The sequence below is a fragment of the Mesorhizobium sp. B4-1-4 genome (assembly GCF_006439395.2).
GTDB lineage: Bacteria > Pseudomonadota > Alphaproteobacteria > Rhizobiales > Rhizobiaceae > Mesorhizobium.
Genome location: NZ_CP083950.1, coordinates 1,131,159 through 1,146,670, shown reverse-complemented (window position 1 = coordinate 1,146,670; position 15,512 = coordinate 1,131,159). Strand labels below are relative to the sequence as shown.

The following is a 15,512-nucleotide window of genomic DNA, read 5'->3' as shown; positions in this document are numbered from 1 at the left end:
TGTTTGCGCACCGATGCCGGCCGCCCCGCGATTCGCCTGATGAAAGCCTTAGCGCGATGTGGAGATCGATGCCAAACGAGCTGGTTGGATCGTTGGCCGAGAGTGTCTGGAAGACCAGGCCGCGTGGCACCGCTAACTGCGATAAAAGTCCAGCCGCTGCCGCAATGCCTGTGGCGAAAACAGTTCCTCGACGGTCTGCCGCGCCTTGCGGCCCACTCTCGCCCGCAGCGCCGGGTCGGTTTTGAGTTCGGCCAGAATCGCTGCCGCCTGTTGCGTCGTTTCGAACAGGTAGCCGTTTTCGCCGTGCCTGATATGGTCGGCGTAGCCGCCATGCGAATGGCTGACCACGGGCAAACCGCAGGCCATCGCCTCGAATACCACGCGGCCGAATGTCTCCACATGGGAACCGGTGCGATAGTAGAACACGTCGAGCTTCGGCAAGAACTGTTCGGCGGCCAGTTGGCCCTGAGGCAGGAGTTCGAGTTGGGGGTGCGGCGCGAGCTTGTCCCTGAGCGGCATCCCGCCCTGAATCCGTACCGCAGCGCCATCGGCCAGCAAGGCCTCGTAGAGCGCCACATCGTCGCCATGATGCTTGTCCGCCGTATCCCGGCTCAGCCGCCCCACGGTAAACGGACCATCCGGCCTTGCCACCCGTGGTGAGAAACGGTCGATATCGATCGGCGACGGATGCACGACGCCTTCGACATGCAGCATGCGCTTTTGAAAATCGGAGATCAGCACCAATTCAGCTTCCGGCCAGCCCAGCAGGCGCGGCATGCGTGTCGTCAGCGCAATGATCTTCGGATGGAAGGTGTTGAAGACATAGATCAGCCGGCGCGGCCGCCGGATCAGGTAGGGCCACAGCTTGTTGCGCCAGTGCGCGCCGACGAAAACATAGGTGGCGCCATCGGGCACGTTGCGCGTGGCCGGCGAGATACGGCGAATCGGAAACTGCCGCATCAACTCGTCGGACACGCGCGAGGAGGTTGCCCAAAGACGTACTGCCGAGTCGGCGCTCAACAGCCGATACAGTTCCAGGGTTTCGCGTTCGCTGCCGCCAAACGGGTTTTGAAAGCCGTTGAACAAATGGATCATGATCGCTGTGCTTATCTGGCCTTGCCGGGGCTGTCTCGCCATTCATTCGCCGGCACCGAAAACGCCCCGGCCGTGCCGTCGGCCGGGACGGTCGAGGAGCTCAAGAAGGCTGGAACGTACGAAGAACGCCACAGCAATGAAGAATGCCGTGCCGGCGGCCGTGACAGCGATCACCCTGCCCCAGCTGGTCGGCGACAGGTCAAGCTTCATCCTGTTCCACTCCGTTAGCCGTCCCTGCCATGACGTGCCAACGCAAACAGATAAGACTTTCCTTCAATTCGAGATCAGATGACCCGGAGCCGGGCACGCTCGCTAATGGACGATCGTGCTCCGGCGATGAAAGCAAAGCTCATTCACCGAATTCAAGCGGATGCAGGGAAATCCTGAACGTCAGCGGTTGGGCATCGATTCGCCCGCCTCGACAACGAAAGATGCCGCGATCAGGTCGTCGGCATCCAGTTGTAGGGAGCCGTCGCCTGCCCCCATGATGGCGGCGACCTTGTGAAAGGTCTTCATCTCATAATCGGAAATTTCGGCATCCCGCATTCTGGCCTTCAGTTCGGCGATACGCCGCCCCAAGGCAGGGGACGTTCCAATTTCACGTTTCGACATGGCTTGGCTTCTCCTCCCCCAACCCGCGCTTGCTTTGCCTCGCCCATTCGCCAGCCCGCACATTGCCCTTTATGAGGCTCCGCGAATACAAGGCCCCGAACGCGCAGTGCGCGCTAAGGTTCCAGCCTTGGCAGATCACGAAATAATTTCACGGTCGCCGCGCGGACGGGCCTGAAATTCCCGCCCAGCTTCCGTTACACAGCGCCGCAGCCTTGGCAGCGATCGGCGGGAAGATTCGGCGGCTTCGGCAAGATCAAACGGATAACCCGTTGAAATTGTTGGCGATCCCGACAGGATTCGAACCTGTGACCATCGGCTTAGAAGGCCGGTGCTCTATCCAGCTGAGCTACGGGACCGCTGGCCGGCTCAGGGCCGGTAGTGTTCGCTCTGGAGCCCATTTGGGCCTGCGTTCAATGCGTCCAGGGCGTCCTGCGGTCATAGCGGAAATTCTCCGCATAGGAAATCTGGCGACGCTTGGGCTCTTTCGGCTCCTCGACGCGGAATGCAAGCCCTTCCTTTTCCGCGTAGGCCACCGCCTCTTCCCGCGTGTCGAAGGTGAGCCTGATCTGGCTTTTCATGTCCCCCGACGTGGTATAGCCCATCAGAGGATCGATTTTCTTGCGCATCTCGGGGTCGAATTCCAGCACCCAGTGGCCGGTCTTGGCCTTGCCGGATTGCATCGCGGTTTTGGCTGGGCTGAAAATGCGCGCGGACATGGCCACCTCGTTACTGTGCAAGGCAGCATCGCCGCCCTTTCGCCCGTCATTACTGCGCAATGGGGACCGCGGCAAGGTTTTTGCACTTGCCATGTAGCACCGAAATGAATAGGCAACAGACCGTTCGGAGTGTAGCGCAGGCTGGTAGCGCATCTGGTTTGGGAAAAGTGGCGCTTGGCGCGAATTCCCCCGCTCCTTCAAATAGTTCAAACGCATCAATGAATCGCCCGTGGTACTTTGCGTGGGACTTTCCGCGCGAGCGCCGCTTTTCGTTCGGATAGGAGATAGAGATGGCTGACTGGCAGCCGATTGAAACCGGGCTAAGAGGACGGAACTAGAGCTCTGGTCAAGTGGCGTCGGTGTGCGGCGGGGCCAAGGGCTTTGTCATCTTTTGCGCACTTCGCGATGATAGAAACTCCGACACGGCGGGTTTTGGAGGAGGTCGATGTGACGACGAGCCTTGCCGGCACCCTGAAAACCCGCGGCAAACAGGTGGCCAAACGCCTGCTTGGCTACGATTCCCGCAACTGGCTGCGCATACGCCAGATCGAGGCGTTCACGCTCTTCCTTGAAGCGGCCAACCGCAAGGCCTCCGACGTCATCGAGATCTCGCCCGGCTGGAACCGCTATTGGCGGGCGATGTGTCCGAACTACCGGTCGGTCGATTTCCCTGATTTCGATATCTGCAAGGACCATACAGAGGAACAATATTCCATCGTCATCGCCGACCAGGTGCTGGAACATGTGCGGCGGCCGCTGGCGGCAGCCCAAAACATCCATGCCATGACCAGGCCTGGCGGCTGGGCGATGGTGGCGACACCCTTCTTGTTCCGGGTGCACGCCAGGCCGCACGACTACAGCAGATGGACCCCCGCCGGCCTCAAGCAACTGATGGTCGAAGGCGGCTTCCCCGAAGCCAACGTCAAGGTCGATGGCTGGGGCAACAAGGCTTGCGCCAGGGCCCATATAGGCGGCCCCGTACGCGCCTACGGCCTGTGGCGCGATCTCAGCAACGACGAGGAATACCCGCTGATGGTCTGGGCCTTCGCAAAGAAGGCGTCAGCGGAGCCTCAATAATTGCCGTTGTAATACCGGTCGTCGCAAGGCGCGGTGTAGATGCGGCCGTAGCGGTCCTGGTAGCGGCAGAGCTGCTGGCCGCGGGGCTGCGGGGTGGTGGCCGAGCCGACGACGGCGCCGAGCAGCGCGCCGCCGGCCGCGCCGATGACCGTGCTCTTGGTGTTGCCGCCGATGGCCTGGCCGACCAGCGCGCCGCCGGCGCCGCCGAGCAGGGCGCCCGTGGTGGCACGCTGCTGGCCTTCAGTCTGTGTCTCGCAGCCGGCAAGGGCGGCGGTCATGAGGACGGCGAAAATCGCTTTCTTGATGGTCATCTGAAGAACCTCCTTTTGAGGCCACGCACACGGGCCGATTGCGCCCAAGTGCGGTCGCATTGCGGCGGAACGGCGGCGCGCTTTGTCACGAAGTGAGACATGGTTTCCTGGCAGTTGAAGTGCGTGGTTTCCAAAGAGGAAAACCCGCCCGTCGCTTATCGGGCGGGTGCGCCAAGCGATGCACTCTCTTTGACATAAATTGGAGTAGAATTGCTAACCAAGCCGCAGGCCCCCGATCGCTAGACTGGAACTACGATAAGACGGCGCAAGGCGATGGAAAAAGTTGCAGCGGCCCAAAACGCTCCATCAGGAAGGCGACGCGCGCGCGCGGCCCAATATCTGCGAATGTCCACGGACCAGCAGGTCCACTCCATCGAGAACCAGAAAGACGCGATCCGCAGTTATGCCGACGTCATGGGTTATGACATTGTTGCCACCTATCAGGACCCCGGCCGAAGTGGGCTGAATATTGAGGGCCGCCCTGGCATGCAGCAACTATTATCCGACGTCGAGGGCGGAACGGCCGATTTCGAAACCATAATCGTCTACGATGTGAGCCGCTGGGGACGCTTCCAAAACATCAATGAAAGCGCCTCATATGAGTATCGATGCCAGATGGCGGGGGTGCGGATAGAGTTCTGCGCCGAGCAATTCGCCAATGACGGCAGCGTCGGATCAGATGTCCTGAAGGTCATCAAACGCAGTATGGCCGCCGAGGCCAGCCGAATGCTGTCGGAGAAGGTCTTTATCGGCCAAAGCCGGGTCGTCAGGTTGGGATTCAGGGGTGGCGGATACGCCGGCTACGGTTTCCGGCGCTTGCTCATAGATGGTTCGGGGCGACCAAAGACTATCCTCAAAGTTGGGGAATGGAAGAGCTTGGTAACGGACCGGGTCATCCTAGTGCCAGGGCCTGCAGACGAAATCGAAATCGTCCGCTGGGTTTTCAATCAGTTTGTGAAAAAGGGCAAAAAAGCGTTCCAGATCGCGAAGGCGCTGAATGAGCGCGGGGTGCCCTCAGAATTGAATACGTCATGGACGACTAGTTCGGTGCAGTCGATCCTTACCAATGAAAAATATATAGGGAACAACGTCTGGAACAAGACGAACACCAAGCTCCATAGCAAGCGGACCGCCAATCCACCAAGCGCCTGGGTCCGCGCCGAAAACGTGAATGAGCCACTTGTCAGCCTCGCAGTGTTCCAGCGGGCGCAAGCGTTTGTGGCCGCGGAGAAGTTTGGCGCTTTGCGTATCAGCAACGAGCAATTGCTGATCGATCTCGCCAAGATTCTCGAGAAGAAAGGCTGGTTATCTGGCTCGATCATCAATGCGGCGCATGGCCGCTGCACGAAGAGCATGTACATTCACCGCTTCGGAACCCTCCAGGCGGCTTATAAGCTGGTCGGGTTCGATTCCTCGTTGAACTACAGATATTTCGACCAAAACACCCGACTTCACCAACGACGGCTCGAGATCATCGATGACCTTGTGGCGGCAATCGAAAAAGTCGGCGGAGAGGCCCGTTACGATAGGAAGGCCGCGCTTGTTCGCGTTAACAAGGAGTTCACGGTCGCGCTATGGACCGCACGCTGCCGCGTCACGAGCTGTGGCTATCCCCGCTGGCCGGTCAGGCGGCGACGCCAGGCCGTGTCCGACATCACGATATTGGTCAGAGTGATGCCCGATAATGTCAAGGTCCGCGATTTCCTGATAGCGCCGACAGACGTCTTTAGAGCATTGCCGGCTATGATGAGGGCAAATAGCGGCATGGACTTCGATCCCTATCTCTTCCAGTCGTTCGCGCCGGTGGTGGCGATGGCAAGACGCACGCAGATCGAGCCAGGCTTACAGACATGACCAGAACCGCGGCCCAGCGCATCCTGGAAAGCAGCCGCCATGCAACGCGTCTGACCGGCGTCTTGCAGGAGCCACAAAAGCCTCTTCATCCCTATTTGCTGCGTAGAACTTACAAGCGTCATTGCGAGCGCATGAGGCGCTTCATTCGCGAGACGCAGGCGATGCGCGAGCGCGTGGAAATGATCGTGCAGGTTCTTCGCCAACTGATGGTGGTCGAGACATTCAATGCGGTGCTGAAGGCGGAAGGCCTGGCAACGATGCCGGCAGAGGTCGCGGAAAGGCTCTCGGCCAGCCAGGGTTTCAGCCCACGTGGAAGGCTTGACCAAACAGTGATGCCCAGTGAACCGCTGATCGCAGGAATTTGCCCTGAGGCAGTCGAGATTCTGGAGGATTTTGGGGTCCATCCGAAGATCTTTGGTTTGCTGAAGAAGGGTACGCCGAGCCGACAGGTAGAAGCGGCGAAACTGATGGTGGCGTTGGACAGGGTGACGTTCATCAGCGCCAGGGTCATCATCGCGCTCACGCCGCAGTCGAAGCTGGCGGATCCTTCAATTCCCAGACAACATTTCTTCGGCATTGACACCGATACGTTGGCGGCGATGGAAATCGAGTTTGGTGCATTGAGCCACGAGTTCCTGGATGCCAATGCATGCCGCGGCGTCTGGAGTCTGGAGCTTGTAGCGACCAGCGCGTATTTCAACCGGCTGATGAATAATCTCAACGTGGTGCGTTATCTGGCGCACAGTTTTCCGAAGCAGTTCGCCGAGTTCCATGGCCTGGCTGATCCAGGCATCTACGACAGCCTCGCTGATACGCAAGGCGAATCGTAAAGCGATCGATCATTGGAATTGTCGGATCGCTCAGTTTCGCGGCATGCTGTGGACCTCGAGCCTAACCGGCCCGCCTCGATCGCAGTTCGTGCAGAAAAGCGCTCGCTCGACCGAGCTGAACAAGGCATCCCTGCCATATCGCCTGATCAGCCCTTCCGGCTTTACCACAGCGTGATGCGAGCATTTTGTACACCAGGCCCGCAACGTGTGCCATGAGCGCAGATCGCCAAGCGCGACATCTAGCCCGGCGTGAATGCTGCCGTCGATAATCGTTTGCGGTGGGATTTTCACTTCGCCAGGCGTGATGATCTTTTCCATGACGTGGCGGCTGTTGTAGTGGATCAGCAGCATGCCGGGCCGGCGCCGAATTGAGGCCTGCCAGGCGGCCTGACTGACGCTCGAATCCGGCGAGCGATTGATCGTCTCGGCAAGCGCCGTCTCCTCGCGGTCCCAAACCTCGATGCGGAAATTGTCCTCGGCCGTCTTTGCCATTCAGCTTCGTTCTCTATGCCAGCCACGCGAAAAACCGTTGGAACCGCAGCGCGCGACAGCGCCAGCTCGCGTTCCAGTTCCGCGTTCCTGGCGAGAACCCGCAGCAATGCAGTGACCGCCAGCCGCTTCGATTACATCCGCGCCAGCTCGTTCCAGATCGGAGATGGATCCACCAGTCGGCGCGCCTCGGCGCTTTTCCATAACCCTTCCCTGCTCATATGCATGCAGAAATAAGGAACATATTCCTGCCTCGTCAAGCCGCTCTTGACTCTCACGTTCTCATTTTGTTCACTACGGGAAGGATAGCCACAGGAGGCAGTCATGCAGCTTCGCTTGAACATAGAGGGCGCGTCGTCCGATGAGATCGCGCAAGGCATTGCCGCTGCAGAGGCGGTTTTCGCGCGCGCAGGTATCAGCGCCGAAGCCGCTGCGGACGGCATGTTCGCCCTTGAAGGCTGGGATATCCAAAGCTTCCCAGATGATGAGCAGATCACCGAGGGAGAAGACGAGGCCGCGTCAGTCTGGATGGAAGCCAACAAGGCGGCCATCGACGCATGCTGCGCCAGCTGGCTGGAAAAGCCTGGCAATTATCTGATGCTGGAACTGGTCTAGGCTTGGTCAAGCGCAATCGCGTCAAGCCGTCCCCAACGGTCATCGATCGGCAATGGCCGCACCAGGTCGCGCTACCGGACGATATCTGCACCGAGCGGAACTTCACTATGATCGCGAGGTTCTGCGAAAAGATGGGCGCAGCGCCTCAGATTCGGCACGTGCAGGCGGTCTGGCCGGATGGCAAATATGAAGAATGGCGGCTGCACTGCTTCGCAAATCAGGCCGATGCCAAGGCGTTCCTTGACCGCTTCGGCGGCATCATGTTCGATCCCGCCAAGGATCGCGAGAACGGCAGGGCAATGGGCGTCTGGCGCCGAACCGGTGAATACCAGCGCATTCTGGAACTCGGGCCGCTGAGCGTCCCCGAGATCCTGCGATACTAGGGGCAACGACATGTGCAATCTCTACAATGTCACCACCAGCCAGGAGGCGATCCGCCAGTTCACGCGAACGCTGCGCGACATCGCCGGCAACCTTCAGCCGTCTCTCGACGTCTACCCCAACCAGCCCGGCCCTGTGGTGCGCAACGCGCAGGATGGCCAGCGCGAGCTTGCCAACCTCCTATGGGGCTTGCCGACGCCGCCGGAGCGTGTGAAGGGAAAGGCTGACTACGGCACCACCAACATCCGCAATCCGCAGTACGGTCACTGGCAGCAATATGTCGGGGTTGAGCATCGATGCGTCGTGCCCGTCACCAGTTTCGCCGAGCCCTCCCCTACACCGGGCGACAAGGATCCGGAAACGGGCATTCAGCGCAATGTCTGGTTCGCCCGCGGTGAAGACAAGCCACTGTTCTTCTTTGCTGGCCTGTGGACACGGTGGCAAGGCATGCGCAAGGTCAAGGACGGTCCCGGTGATTTCGAGCTGTATGGTTTCATGACAACGCAGCCGAACGCTCTCATCGCTCCGATCCACGAGAAGGCGATGCCGGTCATGCTGACCACGCAGGAAGAAATCGAGACCTGGCTTACCGCGCCGTGGTCGGAAGCGAAGAAGCTGCAGCGCACCGCCCCAGACGACGCACTGGTCATCGTCGAGAAGCCGGCGACCCAGATCAAGTTCCCGCAGCAGCCGGCGCAAGGATCTCTGCTCTAGGAGGCATGCAATGGACCACATTGTCAGGCTCGACAGTCGGCAAGAGGCAGCACTACAGGCGGCGGCCGACAAGTTCGTTGCCCTTCACAACGGCGACGTCATGAAAGCGCTAAAGGAGATGATGGTGCTGAACGGTCATTTGCAGCAGAAGCTTGACGAACTAGGTGCAACAGCCCGCAGGCATATCGATGAGCGACGAACCAATCAGACTTGCTGAAGGCATGACACCGGTGCCGCGTGAGCGCCATCGTATAGAGAACCACGTTTGCTAGAACCCAGGCTGCGGCAAACGAGCGCCTTTCGGATTTGCCCGACCAAGGCAATCCTCGCATTGGTTTTGCCTCGAACATCGCGCCGACGGCGATCGATACCTCTAGCCGTTAGTGTGCCACGACCTACTGTTTGTCCCTGAAATCGAGCAGCTTCGCATGGCGAAGCTTTTCTTCGCCTTTTAGGAACCTAACACGACCGACGAGACCGGGCTTCAGCCATTCGGCCTTGTCTGTCTTAAGCCCCTTCGGGACAGGGCCGCCGGCTTTCCCTTGCACGCGATCCCACAGCGCTTGCCGCTTGCCAGCCTTGAACGTGACGAAGGCGCCACCGGCATAGCGGCCTTTATCGGCCATGAGGACCATCGCAGGCTTGCCGGCCTCACGTTGCACGGCGTGGATGTGGATCTTCAGGTGATCCCTCATGACCAGGCGGTGCGCTGATGGCCGGCTTTGCGATCAAGCGTCCGCCGACGGCGTTCTCAACCTCACCAGCGAAAGGCCGCCGCCGGCCGCGCCAGGAGGACGACGCACACCTGAAATGGATACGCACCCTTCCCTGTATTGTCACCGGTGGCCGGCCCGTCGAAGCCGCACATATCCGGTACGCGGATCCTGCCTACGGAAAGCGGGAAGTCGGCGGCGCGGAGAAGCCTGACGACCGTTGGACGGTCCCGCTGAGTTCAGCCCTCCACCATGAACAGCACAGCCAGGCAGAGCGCGCCTTTTGGGAAGGTCACGCCATCGACCCCTGCCGGGTTGCCTTGGCCCTCTATGCGGTCACTGGCGACGATGAGGCCGCCGAAATCATCATTCGTTCAGCGAGGAAGCCATGACAGAGACAGTAAGGCATACGCCGGGGCTGGATCGGGTGACCATCTGATGCTGATCGATCCGCTCATCAGCTTCGACGCCATCAGCTTGCACGAGTTAAATTCGTGCCTGGATATTTGGGGGCATCGCATGGGGCCGATCAATCGGCCTACCCCGACATCAGCGCACGGCTTGCGGCACAGTGGCCGGCTAGTCGCAGTCACTGCGACGGACCATCTTATGGCGGCCGCCGTCAAGGGTCTGACGCGGGCGGATGCTATCGAGCTATCACGGGTATGCGCAGAGCGCCCCGATCTCTGCCGTGTTGCTGTCCGTTTATGGCGGGAATTCATCTTCCCGGCTATGAAAAAGCCCTGGGCTATTAGCTATCAGGACGCCGTAATTCACGGTGGCAACCTTTACCGGTTCGACGGATGGGTTCGCATTGGTTTTTCACATAGCGGCAAGGACACGCGAAGCGGCCGGCCAGGTCGAGACAAGTACGTGTGGGCCTGGAATGCCGACCCGGCTATTCGCGCGTCCACGGTTGAGCCCATCCAGAAAGGCTGCAGCATGACCGAGAACACCGCCCCTCTGAAGCCGAGACAAGGGCTGACCCAGGAGTTTATCGAGCAGTTGGCAGAAGATGCCGGCGGCGAAGAATACGGCCCGCGCACCTGGAACATGGCTTTCAAGCGTGACGCGCTCCACCGCTTCGCAGACTCCATTGCACGATTTTGCCAATCCGCCCTCACCATACAGGAGCCGGCATCGGAGCCGGTGGCGACAGGGCTACGGTTGAGCGCCGATCGCTTGGATGCCAGTTTCCCCAACCGGACCGGTACAGACAATGGGTAACCGGGCGCTCCTGTCCCCGACCGAAGCGGCGCGGGAACTGTGCATATCCGAGAAGCAGTTGCGCGCGCTGACTTGCGCCGGCCGGATTCGCTACGTCAATATCGGCCTGGGCGAGAAGCGAGAAACCCGGCGGTACGACCCGACCGACCTTGAAGAATTTCGAGAGGCCCGCAAATGTCAGTTTTCAAGCGCCCCGGCCAATCGGAATACTCGTACGACTTCCGTTATAGACGCCAGCGATTTTCAGGCCCGACTGGATGCACGTCAAAGCGCGAAGCTGAAAAGGTTGAAGAGGCCGAACGAACGCGCCTGAAGGGGCTGCAATTCGATGCCAGCAAGCCCCTCGCCTTCAAGGCTGCAGCTGCTCAATATTGGAACGAGGTCGGGCAGTTCCATCGCAACCACGTCGACACGCTGCGCTCCTTGGAATGGCTTCAGGAGCAGATCGGCGCATTGACCATGATATCCGCCATAAATGATGCCACGGTGGCCAAGGCGGTGGCCAAGAGACGTGGCGAAGGTGTTTCTGCTGCAACCGTCAACCGAAGCGTCTGTGAAGTCCTGCGGGCTTTGCTGAGGCGTGCGCGGCGCACATGGAAGCAGACCGTTTCCGACATCGAGTGGAAGGATCATTTCCTCAAGGAGCCGCAGGAGCGGGTAAGGGAAGCGACTGCCGACGAAGAGGCCAAGTTCATGGCGGCGATCCGCGGCGACTACGCCCCGGCGCTGCGCTTCGCAATCCTGTCCGGTTGCCGTCGAGCTGAGATTGTCGGGCTCGAGTGGAAGGATGTCGATTTCTTCAATCGGGAATTCCGCGTGACCGGCAAGGGGGACAAGACCCGCACGATACCGATGACGGAAGCGATGTTCGCTCTCCTGTGGGGCCTGAAGGATCACCACAAGACGGCGGTCTTCTCCTATGTCGTCAAGCGGCCGCGCCCCGGTGTCGTCAAGGGAAGCCGCGAGCCGATCACCATGGAAGGCTTCAAGACCGAGTGGCGCCGCACGAAGGGCCGGGCCGGCGTCGAGGATTACCGGTTTCATGACAACCGCCACACCGCCGCCACGCGCCTGGTGCGCGCCACGGGCAACCTGAAGATGGCTCAAAAGCTTCTCGGGCACACCGAGCTTGCCACCACGTCGCGCTATTCCCACGTGACGAAAGACGATCTTCGGGCAGGCATGGAAGCCAGCGAAGCGGCGCGCATCCCTAACGAGACCGAAGTGCCAGCCGCGACGGCGGAGAACAAGAAATGAACATCCGTGGCACTTTTGGTGGGACTTTTGGCGCCATTCGTGGGACTTGTATGCCGTTCGTTCCGTTTTTGTGTTTTCAGGGGTTGCCACGGAAAGCCCGAAACCCTATAGCCCGCAACGTTCGGAGTGTAGCGCAGGCTGGTAGCGCATCTGGTTTGGGACCAGAGGGTCGGGAGTTCGAATCTCTCCACTCCGACCATCCTTCTCGAAACGCAGTATCGATAGCCTCGGCGTGACCGTCTGGCCACCTTGCGCCGCTTCCGGTCGTGGGCTTGCCGCGACAGTTTTCTGGTGCAAGTCTGAAGACGGCAATGGGGGCTTCGAAATGGCGGCAAACAACAGGCCAGTGATTACCCGGAAGGGCCAAGAGAGCAACAAGACCAGCCAGTCCGGGGGCATGGCGCTGGTGACCGGTGTCGGGCCGCAACACACCTCGGCGACAAGACTGTGGTTCGGCAAGGCCAGCAACGCGCCTGGCTTCCGTTCGCTGCCACACCACCATGGCGAAGCTGAAACCGGCGCATACCTGCTGTCGGGCAATGCCCGTATCTATTTCGGCGAGAACTATCAGGAATTCGTCGAGTTATCGGCGGGCGATTTCATGTTCGTGCCGCCGTTCCTTCCGCATCTCGAGGCCAATATGAGCACGACGGAAGAACTGTGGTGGCTGGCCTGCGGGACCCCTGAGAACATCGTGATCAATTTGCCTGACGTCGACGACGCCCAACTTGCCGGCTACCGCCGCGGTTGAGCACGTTCCGCCGTCTGAGCATCGGCAATCGCCCCAATGCATTTGAAAGCAAGCTCGCCGGGCGAGAACCCCAACCGCCTCGTGCCCGGCGAGCCCGCACCTGATTTGGAGCGCAATCAGGACCGGGATCAGCCGGCAAGCTTGCGTTGCAAGATGGATGCCAGTTGCTGTTTCCCGAAATGGGACGGCAGTTGGGGACAACGAACCGCCATTTGCAGGCCGGATGAATATCGAGGCCGGCCTAACTCTTGTTTTGACGCAATTCCGGACAGAACCGTTTCACACCTTTCCTGGAACTGCTCTAGATCTCGAACTCGCCCTGCCCCTCATCCATGGCGCTGACCGTTTCGGCCGCCAACGCTCTGGTGATCGGCATCTTGCGCTCGAGCGCGGTGCGGTCGAGCCGCTCCACCAGGCGCATTGCTGTCGCCAGCGAGCGTTCGATGCGCCGCACCAGATACTGCACCACATGCGGTTCGACCTCGACCTGGCGGTCGGCGAACAGCTTGGTGATGACGCCGGCGAGCAGGAGATCATCAGGCTCATGGATCTCGACCGTCGCCGCCGCCTTCAGCCGTGACGCAAGGTCCGGCAGCGAAACACCCCAGGCCAGGGGAAAGCGGCGCGCCGTCAACAACAGCGTCGAGCCGGCGCCACGCACCGCATTGATAAGATGGAACAGGCCTTGTTCGTCGATTGCCCCTGCATCGACATCGTCGATCAGCGCAGGGCGAGCGCCGAGATTGGCGATGCTGTCACCAATGCGCCTGGCATCCACAGCCAGCGCGTTGGCATGCGCACGCCAGATTGAGGAAAGATGCGTCTTGCCGGAACCGGCGGGACCGGCCAGCACCACCACCGGCGACGGCCAGTCCGGCCAACGGTCGACCAGCGCCGCCGCCTGGTGGTTGGTGCCGGAGACAACGAGTTCGTCCCGGGAATAGCCGGTGCCATGGCCGAGATCGAGCGGCAGTTGGCGCGGCGGATCGGTTCGCTGGGCGGTCACTTCAGCCACGCGACTGCGTGCGGTGGCCCCCGCCGCGATCGGCCGGCAGCGGCGGCAAAGGCTGTGTCGAATGGCCCTTGTAGAGCGGCGATTCGAGATAGCGGGCTATGGCAAAGCGCACCAGCACGGCGACGGCGGCGGATGCCGGCACCGCAATCAGCAAGCCGACGAAGCCGAACAGCGCACCGAAGGCAAACAGCGCGAACATCAGCCACACCGGGTGCAGGCCGACACTTTTGCCGACCAGCCTGGGCTGCAGGATGTTGCCTTCGATGAACTGGCCGATGAAGAAGACCACCGCCACCGCGACGATCATGGTCCAATCCGGCCAGAACTGCACGAAAGCGACGCCAACGGCCAGCACCAGTCCGGTCAGAGAGCCGACATAAGGGATGAAAGAGATCAGTCCGGCGAACAAACCGATGAGAATGCCGAAATTCAGGCCGGTCAGCGTCAGGCCGGTGGCATACATGGCGCCCAGGACAAGGCAGAGCGTACCCTGGCCGCGGACGAAGCCGGCGGTCGCGGTGTTGACGTCGCGCGCGATGGCGCGCACGGTCGCGACATTGTCGCGCGGCACCCAGCTGTCGATGACCGCCACCATGCGATCCCAGTCGAGCAGCATGTAGAAGGCGACGACCGGCGTCACCACGAACAGGCTGACCACCGAAACCAGCGCCACGCCGGAACTCCAGATCGAAGTGAAGACCGTGGTGAGCAGGCCGAAGCCCGAGGTCAGCAAGGAGTTCAGCCCGTCGCGCAAACCATTGGCGTTGACGCCGAATTTCTGTTCCAGCCACTTCGGATCGAAGGATGTGATCAGGCTCTGCAGCCGGGTCAGATACTCCGGCAGCTTGCCGGCGAAATCGGCCATCTGGGTGGCCAGAACCGGAATGAGGATGACGAAAGCCAGCACCAGTACGATGAGGAAGGTGATGAGGATGACCACCGTCGCCATGAAGCGCGACAGGCCGAGCCGCTGCAGCCGGTCGGCGACGGGATCGAGGAAATAGGCGAGCACCATGCCGGCGACGAAAGGCAGCAGGATGGCGCTGAAGACATAGAGGAAAAGCGCCAGGATCGCCGCGCCGGCGAGCCAGAAGAAGATCTGCCGGCGGAACGCGGAGGACGCGGCAAGATCGGCAGCCGCAGCTTCGATCACTGCCGCTTCTTTCTCAGATGTCCGGAGTGGAGCTTTCGCCATAGCCGCTCATATGCCTCAGCCAAGTCACGAGATAGGCCGTGGCCGAAGCCACGGTCAAGACCCCGGACAGCAATATGAGGGCAGGCCGCAGAGGGTCGAGGTGCGTGGCAAAGGCGAGCTCTCCCAGCACAGTCGCCGCCAGCACGATCTGGATGGCGGTATTGGCCTTCGACACCAGAAGCGGCTTCATCTCGACCGGATGGGCCATGACGGTAGACAGCAATACGGCGCAAACGATCAGCGCGTCGCGCGACACCATGGTGATGACAAGCCACAGCGGCAGTTCGCCTGCGAGGCCCATGACGACGAACGCCGACACCAGCAGCAGCTTGTCGGCCATCGGATCGAGATAGGCGCCGAGCCTGGACCGTTGGTTGAAACGGCGGGCGATGAAGCCGTCGACGCCGTCCGAGACGCCGGCGATGACGAACCCGGCAAAGGCCCAGTCCCAGCGCGCCTGCAGCATCGCCAGCACCACGGCGGGCACCAGGACAAGACGCAGGATGGTGATCATGTTGGGGATGGTCAACACATTGTCCCGCCGTATTTTTGCCTTGAGATAGATGAGGCAGATGGAGAGCCGAGGCAAGCAAGAAGCAGATTGGCTAGCCGCAAACGCCGCGTGCGATGCCCCGGCTATCCACGCTTTTGTCGGGCCAA

Annotated in this window: 21 protein-coding genes, 2 tRNA genes and 1 pseudogene; 13 read left to right on the top strand and 11 right to left on the bottom strand. The window is 60.7% G+C overall.

Annotation, left to right across the window (positions count from 1 at the left end; all coding sequences use genetic code 11):
- Positions 1 to 132 precede the first annotated feature (132 nt).
- From FJW03_RS05375 to FJW03_RS05355, 5 genes are all read right to left on the bottom strand, one after another.
- Positions 133 to 1,095 carry a glycosyltransferase family 4 protein gene (locus tag FJW03_RS05375; protein ID WP_140765667.1) on the bottom strand — a complete coding sequence of 321 codons (963 nt, stop codon included), beginning with the start codon at positions 1,093 to 1,095 and terminating at the stop codon, positions 133 to 135.
- Positions 1,096 to 1,137: 42 nt separating this feature from the next.
- The gene (locus FJW03_RS05370; protein ID WP_226890595.1) at positions 1,138 to 1,305 is read right to left on the bottom strand and encodes a hypothetical protein; all 168 of its coding nucleotides are present in this window, start codon (positions 1,303 to 1,305) and stop codon (positions 1,138 to 1,140) included.
- A 180-nt stretch (positions 1,306 to 1,485) separates the two neighbouring features.
- Positions 1,486 to 1,707: a hypothetical protein gene (locus FJW03_RS05365; protein WP_140611363.1), complete on the bottom strand. Its 222-nt coding sequence runs from the start codon at positions 1,705 to 1,707 to the stop codon at positions 1,486 to 1,488.
- A gap of 279 nt (positions 1,708 to 1,986) precedes the next feature.
- A tRNA-Arg gene (locus FJW03_RS05360) sits at positions 1,987 to 2,063 on the bottom strand.
- 54 nt (positions 2,064 to 2,117) lie between these two features.
- Positions 2,118 to 2,423 carry an ETC complex I subunit gene (locus tag FJW03_RS05355; protein ID WP_140738129.1) on the bottom strand — a complete coding sequence of 102 codons (306 nt, stop codon included), beginning with the start codon at positions 2,421 to 2,423 and terminating at the stop codon, positions 2,118 to 2,120.
- A gap of 405 nt (positions 2,424 to 2,828) precedes the next feature.
- On the opposite strand from FJW03_RS05355, the gene FJW03_RS05350 reads away from it, so the two are divergent.
- Positions 2,829 to 3,500 (top strand): methyltransferase domain-containing protein, encoded by a 672-nt coding sequence (locus FJW03_RS05350; protein ID WP_181173288.1) that lies wholly within the window; start codon positions 2,829 to 2,831, stop codon positions 3,498 to 3,500.
- Here FJW03_RS05350 and FJW03_RS05345 read toward each other — a convergent pair.
- On the bottom strand, positions 3,494 to 3,811 hold the full coding sequence (locus tag FJW03_RS05345) for a YMGG-like glycine zipper-containing protein (protein ID WP_140765632.1): 318 nt from the start codon (positions 3,809 to 3,811) through the stop codon (positions 3,494 to 3,496). The two genes, FJW03_RS05350 and FJW03_RS05345, sit on opposite strands and share 7 nt — an antisense overlap.
- A gap of 273 nt (positions 3,812 to 4,084) precedes the next feature.
- Here FJW03_RS05345 and FJW03_RS05340 point away from each other — a divergent pair, with 273 nt between their 5' ends.
- A complete protein-coding gene (locus FJW03_RS05340; protein ID WP_140765630.1) occupies positions 4,085 to 5,665 on the top strand; it encodes a recombinase family protein in 1,581 nt (526 codons plus the stop codon).
- Positions 5,662 to 6,495 carry a plasmid partitioning protein RepB C-terminal domain-containing protein gene (locus FJW03_RS05335; RefSeq protein WP_140765628.1) on the top strand — a complete coding sequence of 278 codons (834 nt, stop codon included), beginning with the start codon at positions 5,662 to 5,664 and terminating at the stop codon, positions 6,493 to 6,495. Before FJW03_RS05340 ends, FJW03_RS05335 begins: the two co-directional genes overlap by 4 nt.
- A 30-nt stretch (positions 6,496 to 6,525) precedes the next feature.
- Here FJW03_RS05335 and FJW03_RS05330 read toward each other — a convergent pair whose 3' ends face one another.
- Positions 6,526 to 6,987 carry a hypothetical protein gene (locus FJW03_RS05330; protein ID WP_181173287.1) on the bottom strand — a complete coding sequence of 154 codons (462 nt, stop codon included), beginning with the start codon at positions 6,985 to 6,987 and terminating at the stop codon, positions 6,526 to 6,528.
- A 321-nt stretch (positions 6,988 to 7,308) separates the two neighbouring features.
- Here FJW03_RS05330 and FJW03_RS05325 point away from each other — a divergent pair, with 321 nt between their 5' ends.
- From FJW03_RS05325 to FJW03_RS05310, 4 genes are read left to right on the top strand one after another with little or no spacing between them, the layout of a single operon-like run.
- Entirely contained in the window at positions 7,309 to 7,599 is a 291-nt protein-coding gene (locus FJW03_RS05325; protein ID WP_140765626.1) for a hypothetical protein, read from the top strand.
- The gene (locus FJW03_RS05320) at positions 7,542 to 7,982 is read left to right on the top strand and encodes a hypothetical protein (protein WP_140765624.1); all 441 of its coding nucleotides are present in this window, start codon (positions 7,542 to 7,544) and stop codon (positions 7,980 to 7,982) included. The genes FJW03_RS05325 and FJW03_RS05320 overlap by 58 nt, the downstream gene beginning before the upstream one ends.
- A 10-nt stretch (positions 7,983 to 7,992) precedes the next feature.
- Positions 7,993 to 8,694, top strand: a complete 702-nt coding sequence (locus FJW03_RS05315; RefSeq protein WP_140765622.1) for an SOS response-associated peptidase — start codon at positions 7,993 to 7,995, stop codon at positions 8,692 to 8,694.
- A gap of 10 nt (positions 8,695 to 8,704) precedes the next feature.
- Positions 8,705 to 8,911 (top strand): hypothetical protein, encoded by a 207-nt coding sequence (locus FJW03_RS05310; RefSeq protein WP_181173286.1) that lies wholly within the window; start codon positions 8,705 to 8,707, stop codon positions 8,909 to 8,911.
- Between the two features lie 178 nt (positions 8,912 to 9,089).
- Here the strand turns inward: FJW03_RS05310 and FJW03_RS05305 are convergent, their stop codons facing one another.
- On the bottom strand, positions 9,090 to 9,329 hold the full coding sequence (locus FJW03_RS05305) for a hypothetical protein (RefSeq protein ID WP_226890594.1): 240 nt from the start codon (positions 9,327 to 9,329) through the stop codon (positions 9,090 to 9,092).
- A 77-nt stretch (positions 9,330 to 9,406) separates the two neighbouring features.
- On the opposite strand from FJW03_RS05305, the gene FJW03_RS05300 reads away from it, so the two are divergent.
- The 6 genes and pseudogenes from FJW03_RS05300 to FJW03_RS05275 all read left to right on the top strand — a co-directional run bounded on the left by FJW03_RS05300 (position 9,407) and on the right by FJW03_RS05275 (position 12,642).
- On the top strand, positions 9,407 to 9,799 hold the full coding sequence (locus FJW03_RS05300) for a DUF968 domain-containing protein (RefSeq protein ID WP_140765620.1): 393 nt from the start codon (positions 9,407 to 9,409) through the stop codon (positions 9,797 to 9,799).
- 46 nt (positions 9,800 to 9,845) lie between these two features.
- The gene (locus FJW03_RS05295; protein ID WP_181173285.1) at positions 9,846 to 10,634 is read left to right on the top strand and encodes a hypothetical protein; all 789 of its coding nucleotides are present in this window, start codon (positions 9,846 to 9,848) and stop codon (positions 10,632 to 10,634) included.
- Positions 10,594 to 10,794 (top strand): annotated as a pseudogene (locus FJW03_RS30320) (helix-turn-helix domain-containing protein); the annotation flags it as partial. The gene FJW03_RS05295 and the pseudogene FJW03_RS30320, both read left to right, overlap by 41 nt.
- A gap of 14 nt (positions 10,795 to 10,808) precedes the next feature.
- Positions 10,809 to 11,891, top strand: a complete 1,083-nt coding sequence (locus FJW03_RS05285) for a tyrosine-type recombinase/integrase (RefSeq protein ID WP_140765616.1) — start codon at positions 10,809 to 10,811, stop codon at positions 11,889 to 11,891.
- Between the two features lie 122 nt (positions 11,892 to 12,013).
- Positions 12,014 to 12,090: transfer RNA gene (locus FJW03_RS05280), tRNA-Pro, on the top strand.
- A 198-nt stretch (positions 12,091 to 12,288) separates the two neighbouring features.
- Positions 12,289 to 12,642: a cupin domain-containing protein gene (locus tag FJW03_RS05275; protein WP_226890593.1), complete on the top strand. Its 354-nt coding sequence runs from the start codon at positions 12,289 to 12,291 to the stop codon at positions 12,640 to 12,642.
- Positions 12,643 to 12,943: 301 nt separating this feature from the next.
- Here FJW03_RS05275 and hdaA read toward each other — a convergent pair whose 3' ends face one another.
- The 3 genes from hdaA to FJW03_RS05260 are packed head-to-tail and all read right to left on the bottom strand — an operon-like array spanning position 12,944 to position 15,381.
- Positions 12,944 to 13,648 carry a DnaA regulatory inactivator HdaA gene (gene hdaA / locus FJW03_RS05270; RefSeq protein WP_140765663.1) on the bottom strand — a complete coding sequence of 235 codons (705 nt, stop codon included), beginning with the start codon at positions 13,646 to 13,648 and terminating at the stop codon, positions 12,944 to 12,946.
- A 1-nt stretch (position 13,649) separates the two neighbouring features.
- Positions 13,650 to 14,852: an AI-2E family transporter gene (locus FJW03_RS05265; RefSeq protein ID WP_140611367.1), complete on the bottom strand. Its 1,203-nt coding sequence runs from the start codon at positions 14,850 to 14,852 to the stop codon at positions 13,650 to 13,652.
- Positions 14,824 to 15,381, bottom strand: coding sequence for a CDP-alcohol phosphatidyltransferase family protein (locus FJW03_RS05260; RefSeq protein ID WP_140765612.1), 558 nt, complete (start codon positions 15,379 to 15,381; stop codon positions 14,824 to 14,826). The genes FJW03_RS05265 and FJW03_RS05260 overlap by 29 nt, the downstream gene beginning before the upstream one ends.
- Positions 15,382 to 15,512: the final 131 nt, after the last annotated feature.

Bases quoted from the DNA above. Each gene is read 5' to 3' on its own strand.
- FJW03_RS05375 (WP_140765667.1), bottom strand. From the start codon at position 1,095: ATGATCCATTTGTTCAACGGCTTTCAAAACCCGTTTGGCGGCAGCGAA.
- FJW03_RS05370 (WP_226890595.1), bottom strand. From the start codon at position 1,305: ATGAAGCTTGACCTGTCGCCGACCAGCTGGGGCAGGGTGATCGCTGTC.
- FJW03_RS05365 (WP_140611363.1), bottom strand. From the start codon at position 1,707: ATGTCGAAACGTGAAATTGGAACGTCCCCTGCCTTGGGGCGGCGTATC.
- FJW03_RS05355 (WP_140738129.1), bottom strand. From the start codon at position 2,423: ATGTCCGCGCGCATTTTCAGCCCAGCCAAAACCGCGATGCAATCCGGC.
- FJW03_RS05350 (WP_181173288.1), top strand. From the start codon at position 2,829: ATGATAGAAACTCCGACACGGCGGGTTTTGGAGGAGGTCGATGTGACG.
- FJW03_RS05345 (WP_140765632.1), bottom strand. From the start codon at position 3,811: ATGACCATCAAGAAAGCGATTTTCGCCGTCCTCATGACCGCCGCCCTT.
- FJW03_RS05340 (WP_140765630.1), top strand. From the start codon at position 4,085: ATGGAAAAAGTTGCAGCGGCCCAAAACGCTCCATCAGGAAGGCGACGC.
- FJW03_RS05335 (WP_140765628.1), top strand. From the start codon at position 5,662: ATGACCAGAACCGCGGCCCAGCGCATCCTGGAAAGCAGCCGCCATGCA.
- FJW03_RS05330 (WP_181173287.1), bottom strand. From the start codon at position 6,987: ATGGCAAAGACGGCCGAGGACAATTTCCGCATCGAGGTTTGGGACCGC.
- FJW03_RS05325 (WP_140765626.1), top strand. From the start codon at position 7,309: ATGCAGCTTCGCTTGAACATAGAGGGCGCGTCGTCCGATGAGATCGCG.
- FJW03_RS05320 (WP_140765624.1), top strand. From the start codon at position 7,542: ATGCTGCGCCAGCTGGCTGGAAAAGCCTGGCAATTATCTGATGCTGGA.
- FJW03_RS05315 (WP_140765622.1), top strand. From the start codon at position 7,993: ATGTGCAATCTCTACAATGTCACCACCAGCCAGGAGGCGATCCGCCAG.
- FJW03_RS05310 (WP_181173286.1), top strand. From the start codon at position 8,705: ATGGACCACATTGTCAGGCTCGACAGTCGGCAAGAGGCAGCACTACAG.
- FJW03_RS05305 (WP_226890594.1), bottom strand. From the start codon at position 9,329: ATGGTCCTCATGGCCGATAAAGGCCGCTATGCCGGTGGCGCCTTCGTC.
- FJW03_RS05300 (WP_140765620.1), top strand. From the start codon at position 9,407: ATGGCCGGCTTTGCGATCAAGCGTCCGCCGACGGCGTTCTCAACCTCA.
- FJW03_RS05295 (WP_181173285.1), top strand. From the start codon at position 9,846: ATGCTGATCGATCCGCTCATCAGCTTCGACGCCATCAGCTTGCACGAG.
- FJW03_RS05285 (WP_140765616.1), top strand. From the start codon at position 10,809: ATGTCAGTTTTCAAGCGCCCCGGCCAATCGGAATACTCGTACGACTTC.
- FJW03_RS05275 (WP_226890593.1), top strand. From the start codon at position 12,289: ATGGCGCTGGTGACCGGTGTCGGGCCGCAACACACCTCGGCGACAAGA.
- FJW03_RS05265 (WP_140611367.1), bottom strand. From the start codon at position 14,852: ATGGCGAAAGCTCCACTCCGGACATCTGAGAAAGAAGCGGCAGTGATC.